Genomic DNA, 6778 nt, shown 5'->3' with positions numbered 1-6778 from the left:
CCGGCGCCCGCGGCGCACTGCCCGGCGCCCCCCCCCCCCCCGGGCCGCCCGCCCCCCCCGCTACCGCTACGGCGCCCCGCCCTCGGCCTTGCGCACGAACGCTTCGAACAACGCCAACGTCTGCTCGCTCACGTGATGCTCGATACCTTCGGCATCACGCCGAGCGGTATCCGGGTCAACGCCCAGCGCCAGCAGGAAACGCTCCACGGTCTGGTGGCGCTGGCGGCTGGCATGGGCCAGCGCCTCGCCTTCGGGAGTGAGGAACACGCCGCGATACGGCCTTTGCACCACCCAACCATCACGGGCCAGCCGCCGCAGCATCTTCGCCACGGTGGGCTGGGCCACGCCCAGGCGGGTGGCGATGTCGACCTGGCGGGCCTCGCCGCCATCGGCCAGCAGGTCCGAGATCAGCTCGACATAGTCCTCCACCAGCTCCATCCGGTGCGCCTCGCGTACCTGCCGGAAGCTCTCGACCTGGCGCTCGGCCTCGATCAAGGGGGTGCTTTTCAGCGATGTCGAATCGTCGGTCTTGCCCACGCCTGCGCCTGTCCTTCCGGTGTGCTCCGGTGTTGAACCTGAATTCTGGACCAGTAACGCGATAAAGACGATTGTTTCACGTTGCTAATGACTATAGCAGGGGCTATATTCGAGTCCATGAACACTCTGGCGCCCGGCAACCCTTCGGCCTCTACTCCGGCCAGCCTGGGCGCGCTCAACGCCTCGGTGGCGGTGCCCGACAAGGGCCACTGGTGGTTCCGCCTGCTGGCCTTCCTCGGCCCGGGCTACATGATCTCGGTCGGCTACATGGACCCGGGCAACTGGGCAACCGACCTCGCCGGCGGTTCGCGCTTCGGATACCTGCTGCTGTCGGTCATCCTCATTTCCAACCTGATGGCGGTGATCCTGCAGGCGCTGTCGGCCCGGCTCGGCATCGCCACCGGCATGGACCTGGCCCAGGCCTGCCGCGCGCGTTACCCGAAGCCGGTGAACCTGGCGCTGTGGGCGTTGTGCGAGGCCGCGATCATCGCCTGCGACCTGGCCGAGGTGATCGGCACTGCCATCGCGCTGAAGCTGCTGTTCGACCTGCCGCTGCTGTGGGGTGCGGTGATCACCGCACTGGACACGCTGCTGGTACTGCTGCTGATGAACCGCGGCTTCCGTGCGCTGGAAGCCTTCGTGATCGCGCTGCTGATGGTGATCTTCGCCTGCTTCGTGGTACAGATCGCGATGGCCGCACCACCGGTGATGGCGGTGCTGGGCGGGTTCATTCCGCGCGCACAGGTGGTGACCGATCCGCAAGCGCTGTACATCGCGATCGGCATCATTGGCGCCACGGTGATGCCGCACAACCTGTACCTGCACTCGTCGATCGTGCAGACCCGCGCCTATCCGCGTACCGACGAAGGCCGTCGCAGTGCGCTGCGCTGGGCGGTCACTGACAGCACCATAGCGCTGACCCTGGCGTTGTTCATCAACGCCAGCATCCTGATCCTGGCGGCGGCGGTCTTCCATGCCAATGGCCGGTTCGACGTGGAAGACATCGAGCAGGCACATCAACTGCTGGCGCCGATGCTGGGCGTGGGTGCAGCGGCCACGCTGTTTGCGATTGCCCTGCTGGCATCCGGCCTGAATTCGACAGTGACCGCGACGCTGGCCGGCCAGATCGTGATGGAAGGCTTCCTGCACCTGCGCCTGCCGCCATGGCTGCGGCGTCTTGCCACCCGCGCACTGGCGATCATTCCGGTGGTGGTGGTGATCATGCTGTTCGGCGACCAGGGCGCAGTGAAGCTGCTGGTGCTGAGCCAGGTGGTGCTGTCGATGCAGCTGCCGTTCGCGATCATCCCGCTGGTGCGGATCGTGACTGACAAGGTGACGATGGGCGCGCTGGTGGCGCCACGCTGGCTGGGCGGCATCGCGTGGGCAATCGCACTGGTGATCGTGGTGTTGAACGTGAAGCTGCTGGTGGACACCTTCACCGGCGGGTGACGCCAATGCCGGGATCGGTCCTGCCCCAGTAGATCCACGCCATGCGTGGATGCCTTTACGCGGTGTGGGGTCAGAGCCCTTGCCTCTGGCAAGGGATCCGACCCCGCCATCTCCACGCTACAGATGCAACGCGATCGCCGCTTCAATCTGCTGCGGCGACTGGAACCCGGCCAGGCGCGTGCGTTCGTCGCCGTCACGGAACAGCGACAGCGTCGGCGTCTGCCGCAGCCCCAGTTCCCTGAAGAACGCCTCGCCCAGCACCTCCAGCTGCACGCGCAGCAACGTGGTGCCCTGCCCCGCCACGCTGTTGGCCACACGGTGCAGCGACATCTCCAGCATCCGGCACCCCGGGCACTGGTCCTTGTGGAAGTCCACCAGCACCCTCGGGTGTTCGGCCAGCAACTGCTGGAACTGCTCAGGCGTGGTGGCGTCGATGATCTGCATCGGTGTTGCTCCAGTAATGGGCCAGGACCGCATCGGTCCAGGCCTCGATGGCCGCGGCATGGCGTTCGCCATGCGGCATCTGTTCGATCTCCAGCGGCGGGTAGTCGCTGCGGAAGTAGCGGATCAGGCGGTGCACGGCACCGCAGTAGTACTCCTGCCCCCACTGCGTCTCGCCGGTGCCGAACACCGCCAGCTGCCGTGGCCGCTCGCCGCGCTCGGCGATGCCGGCCACCCACGCCTTCATTTCTGCCGGCGTGCGGCCGGCGTTGTCGGTCCAGCAGCCCAGCAGCACCAGGTCGGCCTCATCGGCCGCCAGCGGCGGTGCCTGGCGCAGGTCGTCGGCCTCCTGCCAGTGCACGGCATGCCCCGCAGCGCGGCAACGCTCGGCAATCTGCCGGCCGAGCTCGCGGGTGTTGCCACTCAGCGAGGCCACCACCAGCAGGATGCTCAGCGCCGCGCCGGGCTCAGAGGTCGTCGAAGCCGTTGTCGACGTTGGTCTTCTTGTAACTTGCATTGCGCATCTCGAAGAAGTCGGTCTTGGTCTCGGTGAAGTTGTCGGCGTAGGCCTTGATCCACGGCATCACGTTGTCGGTGGTGTCGCTGTACAGGCGCTCGATGCCGAGCATGCCGGCCATCTTGTTGGCGCGGTACTTCACGTAGCGTGTCATTTCCTCCACATCGATGCCGTCGATGCCGTCCAGCACTTCCGATGACCACTCGGTCTCCAGTTCGATGGCGTGCTCGAACGCCTGGTGCACATAGGCGGTCAGCTCGTTGGTCTGCAGCTCCGGGTTCTCGCCGATGATGGCGCGGATCAGCTCGCTGATGAACTTGGTATGGGCCAGCTCGTCGCGGTTGATGAAGCTGATGATCTTGCCGGTGCCGGTCATGCGGTTCTGCCGCACCATGTTGTAGAAGTACGCAAACCCGGAATAGAAGTTGATGCCCTCCAGGATCGAGGACTGGATAAGCGACTTCAGCAGGGTCTCGGCGGTCTTCTCGCGCATGAAGTCGTCATACGCGCCCATGATCGGTGCGTTGCGCTTGATGATGGTCGGATGGGTGCGCGCCAGTTCAAACACCCGGTTCTGGTTCGGCAGGTCGGTGATCGAGGCCAGCACGTAGCTGTAGCTTTCGTTGTGGATCACTTCCTGCTGGCCGATGATCGCCGCGTTGGCATGCGCGGCCGGGTCGGTGATGTACTCCGCCACGTTGTAGATGAACCGCGTCTGCGGCGAATCGAGCGTGGCGAGCAGGCCGATGATCGAGTCGTACGCGTTCTTTTCGCGCGCGTTGAGCTCGCCGTACTGGCGGGCATCAAGCTTCATGTCGACCTCGTCGGGAATCCAGAAGTTGGTCGACAGCTCCTTGTAGGCCCGATAGAACGACGGGTATGGGATGTCGTTCCAGTTGAGGATGCCGCTGGTGCGGCCGTTGATGATGCCGGTGCTGCGGTTGGGATGGCGCGGTTCGAGGATCTTGATGCGGTCGAGGGGGGTTGCCATGGGTTTCTGCCTTCGTTCTCTTTCTATCGTGTTGCCGGCCAGCGGCCGGCACTACCGTGGGTCAGCGGAGGTCAGCTGGAGCACCACTCGCATTCGCTGATGTCGATGTCGTTGGAGCGCACGTAGTAGGTGGTCTTCAGGCCCTCGCGCCAGGCACTCAGGTGCAGCTCCAGCAACGTGCTGGCGCGGATGGTGCTGGGCACGTACAGGTTGAAGCTGATCGACTGGTCGACATGGCGCTGGCGGCGGGCGTTCTGGCGCACGCTGGCGAACTGGTCGACCTTGTAGGCGCCCTTCTCGTAGTACGGCCAGGTTTCCAGCGACAGCCCCGGTGCTGCCACCGGCCGCCGGAAGTCCTTCTTTTCCTCGTAGTAGAACGCGCTGTAGATCGGGTCGATCGAGGCAGTGGAACCGGCAATCTGCGCGGTGCTCATGTTCGGCGCGACCGCCAGCAGCCAACCGTTGCGCAGGCCGTGCGTGGCGACCTCGCGGGCCAGGCTGTCCCAGGCCGCGCCGCTGTAGTCGCGATCACTGAAGTAGCGCCCGCTGTGCCAATCGCTGCCGGCGAACATCGGGTAGCTCCCTTTCTCCTTCGCCAGCTGCGCGCTGGCCTGGATGGTCAGGAAATTGATGCGCTCGTACAGGCGGTCGGCCAGCTGTTCGGCATCCGGCGATTCCCACTGGATCGCCTGCTGCGCCAGCAGGTGGTGCCAGCCGAAGGTGCCCAGGCCGATGGCGCGGTACTTGCGGTTGGTGATCGTGGCCTGCGGCACCGGCAGTGCATTGAGGTCGATCACGTTGTCGAGCATGCGCACCTGGATCGGGATCAGGCGCTCCAGCACGTCGGTGGCCAGCAGGTCATCCGGTGCACTGATCGCCCGGCCGAGATTGATCGAGGACAGGTTGCAGACCACGAAGTCACCGGCGCGGCGCGTAGTAACGATCTGGTCGCCGCTGACGATCTCCTGGATCATCCGCGTCGGGCTCATGTTCTGCAGGATCTCGGTGCACAGGTTGCTGGAATAGATCATGCCCGCGTGCTTGTTCGGGTTCCGCCGGTTGACCTCGTCGCGGTAGAACAGGAACGGGTTGCCGGTCTCCAGCTGGCTGAGCATGATCCGCTTGAACAGATCGATGGCCTTCACCGTGCGTCGGCTGATGCGCTCGTCGGCCACCAGCTCGGCATAGCGGTCGCGGAAGCTGCCCGAACCACGCTTCTCGTCGTAGAAGTCCTGCAGGTACCAGCCCTTGGCCTGCTTCACCTCGTGCGGATCGAACAGGTACCAGTCGGCACGGCGCTCGACCGCTTCCATGAACAGGTCCGGCACGCACACCGAGGTGAACACATCGTGCGCGCGCAGGCGCTGGTCACCGTTGTTGAGGCGCAGGTCCATGAAGGCCTCGATGTCGCGATGCCAGATGTCCAGGTACACCGCCACCGCGCCCTTGCGCTGGCCGAGCTGGTCGACCGATACCGCGGTGTTGTTGAGCTGCTTGATCCACGGCACCACGCCACCGGAGGAATTGGGCACGCCACGGATCGGCGCGCCGCTGCTGCGCACGTAACCGAGGTAGGCCCCGACGCCGCCGCCGTGCTTGGACACGCGGGCGATATCGGTATTGGAGTCGTAGATACCTTGCAGGCTGTCATCCACCGTGTCGATGAAGCAGCTGGACAACTGGCCGCCGACCTTGCCCGCATTGGCCAGGGTGGGCGTGGCCACGGTCATGTACAGGTTGGACAGCGCCCAGTAGGCTTCGCCGACCAGCTGCATGCGCCGCTCGCGCGGCTTTTCCTCCTGCATCAGGTACAGCGCGATGGTCAGCCAGCGCTCCTGCGGCAGTTCGTAGACCTCGCGGCTGCGGTCGCTGGCCAGGTAGCGCGTGGCCAGCAGGTACAGGCCGTTGTAGGCGAACAGGCGGTCGCGATCCGGATCAATCATCTCACCGGCCTGCTGCAGCTCTTCCTTGGAATAGCAGCGCAGGATGTCGTTGCTGTAGATGCCACGGTCGGCGAGGCTTTCCTGCAGGCCCACGTAGGAGCCGTACTTCAGGCTGACATCGTAGAAGCGGTTGCGGCTGGCGCGCTTGTACAGGCGGCGCAGGTAGATGCGCGCGGCGAACTGCTCCCACTCCGGCGCGACCAGGTCCACGCGTGATTCGGCCTCACGGATCAGCAGATCGACCAGATCGTCGGCGCTGATGCTCGGCTTGCGCTCGACCATCGCCTGCACCACGCGGCGGTAGTCGCTCACATCCAGCTGCGGGAACTCGGCATGCACCGCATCGATGCTGCGCTGCAGGCGCTCGGCGTCGAACGGCAGGCGGCGGTTGCCGGCTTCCTTGGTGATCCAGGTCGGCACGCGCTCGCCACCAGCGAGCAAAGCGTCGCCGGCGCCGGCCAGATCGGCCGCGCGGTAGGTGTTGTCGGTCATGGTCCTGCGTCTCCAGGCTCGCACGCACGGTGGCGTCGATGCCGTGGCAGCCCTGCACGCGATACCGGCGCACGGGGCGATCGGGGTGGGATGCCAAAGCGCGGGAACATCAGGTCGTCGGCATGCGCCTGCGCCTGCGGCCGGTATCCGGGCCGTGGGGGCGACCTGTGTCCGCACGATGGCGGCCGCGTCGACACGGCAAGCCTTCAGGGGCGGGCCGCGGGACGTTTGCTGCATGTCCGGCGGCGGCGGCTGACCGGGAGTGACGGCCACAACATAGTGGGGATATTCCGAGCCGTCAACACAAGATGCGGTAATCACGACATGCCGCGACGATCCGTCGCAGGATGCCGTGTTGCAGCGGCGACGCCTTGTCGACATCCCCTGCGTCCCCAGTTCGATACAACT

The 6778-nt window shown here is 65.5% G+C and carries 6 protein-coding genes; 1 reads left to right on the top strand and 5 read right to left on the bottom strand.

The features are described from left to right. Positions 1-66 precede the first annotated feature (66 nt). Entirely contained in the window at positions 67-537 is a 471-nt protein-coding gene (gene mntR / locus V3B30_RS18980; RefSeq protein ID WP_014037494.1) for a manganese-binding transcriptional regulator MntR, read from the bottom strand. A 117-nt stretch (positions 538-654) separates the two neighbouring features. Between mntR and V3B30_RS18975 the strand changes: the two genes are divergently transcribed. Then, a complete protein-coding gene (locus V3B30_RS18975) occupies positions 655-1986 on the top strand; it encodes an Nramp family divalent metal transporter (protein WP_262083258.1) in 1332 nt (443 codons plus the stop codon). Between the two features lie 117 nt (positions 1987-2103). Here V3B30_RS18975 and V3B30_RS18970 read toward each other — a convergent pair whose 3' ends face one another. From V3B30_RS18970 to V3B30_RS18955, 4 genes are all read right to left on the bottom strand, one after another. Continuing rightward, positions 2104-2430, bottom strand: coding sequence for a thioredoxin family protein (locus V3B30_RS18970; RefSeq protein ID WP_005409967.1), 327 nt, complete (start codon positions 2428-2430; stop codon positions 2104-2106). Continuing rightward, a complete protein-coding gene (locus V3B30_RS18965) occupies positions 2402-2869 on the bottom strand; it encodes a flavodoxin (protein WP_083797426.1) in 468 nt (155 codons plus the stop codon). The genes V3B30_RS18970 and V3B30_RS18965 overlap by 29 nt, the downstream gene beginning before the upstream one ends. Before the next feature lie 25 nt (positions 2870-2894). Then, positions 2895-3935, bottom strand: coding sequence for a ribonucleotide-diphosphate reductase subunit beta (locus V3B30_RS18960; RefSeq protein ID WP_100472937.1), 1041 nt, complete (start codon positions 3933-3935; stop codon positions 2895-2897). A gap of 71 nt (positions 3936-4006) precedes the next feature. Further along, complete coding sequence (locus V3B30_RS18955) at positions 4007-6370, bottom strand: ribonucleoside-diphosphate reductase subunit alpha (protein WP_262083257.1); 2364 nt, start codon at positions 6368-6370, stop codon at positions 4007-4009. Between the last annotated feature and the right edge of the window lie 408 nt (positions 6371-6778).

It is taken from the genome of Stenotrophomonas sp. SMYL41, from assembly GCF_036319965.1.
Classification (GTDB): Bacteria; Pseudomonadota; Gammaproteobacteria; order Xanthomonadales; family Xanthomonadaceae; genus Stenotrophomonas; species Stenotrophomonas maltophilia_R.
Note: the sequence above shows the minus strand (reverse complement) of the source record. Positions and strands in the feature narration are given on the sequence as shown.

What these genes read in the sequence shown, in the direction of transcription:
- V3B30_RS18955 (WP_262083257.1), bottom strand. Translation starts at nt 6,370, where the DNA reads ATGACCGACAACACCTACCGCGCGGCCGATCTGGCCGGCGCCGGCGAC.
- V3B30_RS18975 (WP_262083258.1), top strand. Translation starts at nt 655, where the DNA reads ATGAACACTCTGGCGCCCGGCAACCCTTCGGCCTCTACTCCGGCCAGC.
- V3B30_RS18970 (WP_005409967.1), bottom strand. Translation starts at nt 2,430, where the DNA reads ATGCAGATCATCGACGCCACCACGCCTGAGCAGTTCCAGCAGTTGCTG.
- V3B30_RS18960 (WP_100472937.1), bottom strand. Translation starts at nt 3,935, where the DNA reads ATGGCAACCCCCCTCGACCGCATCAAGATCCTCGAACCGCGCCATCCC.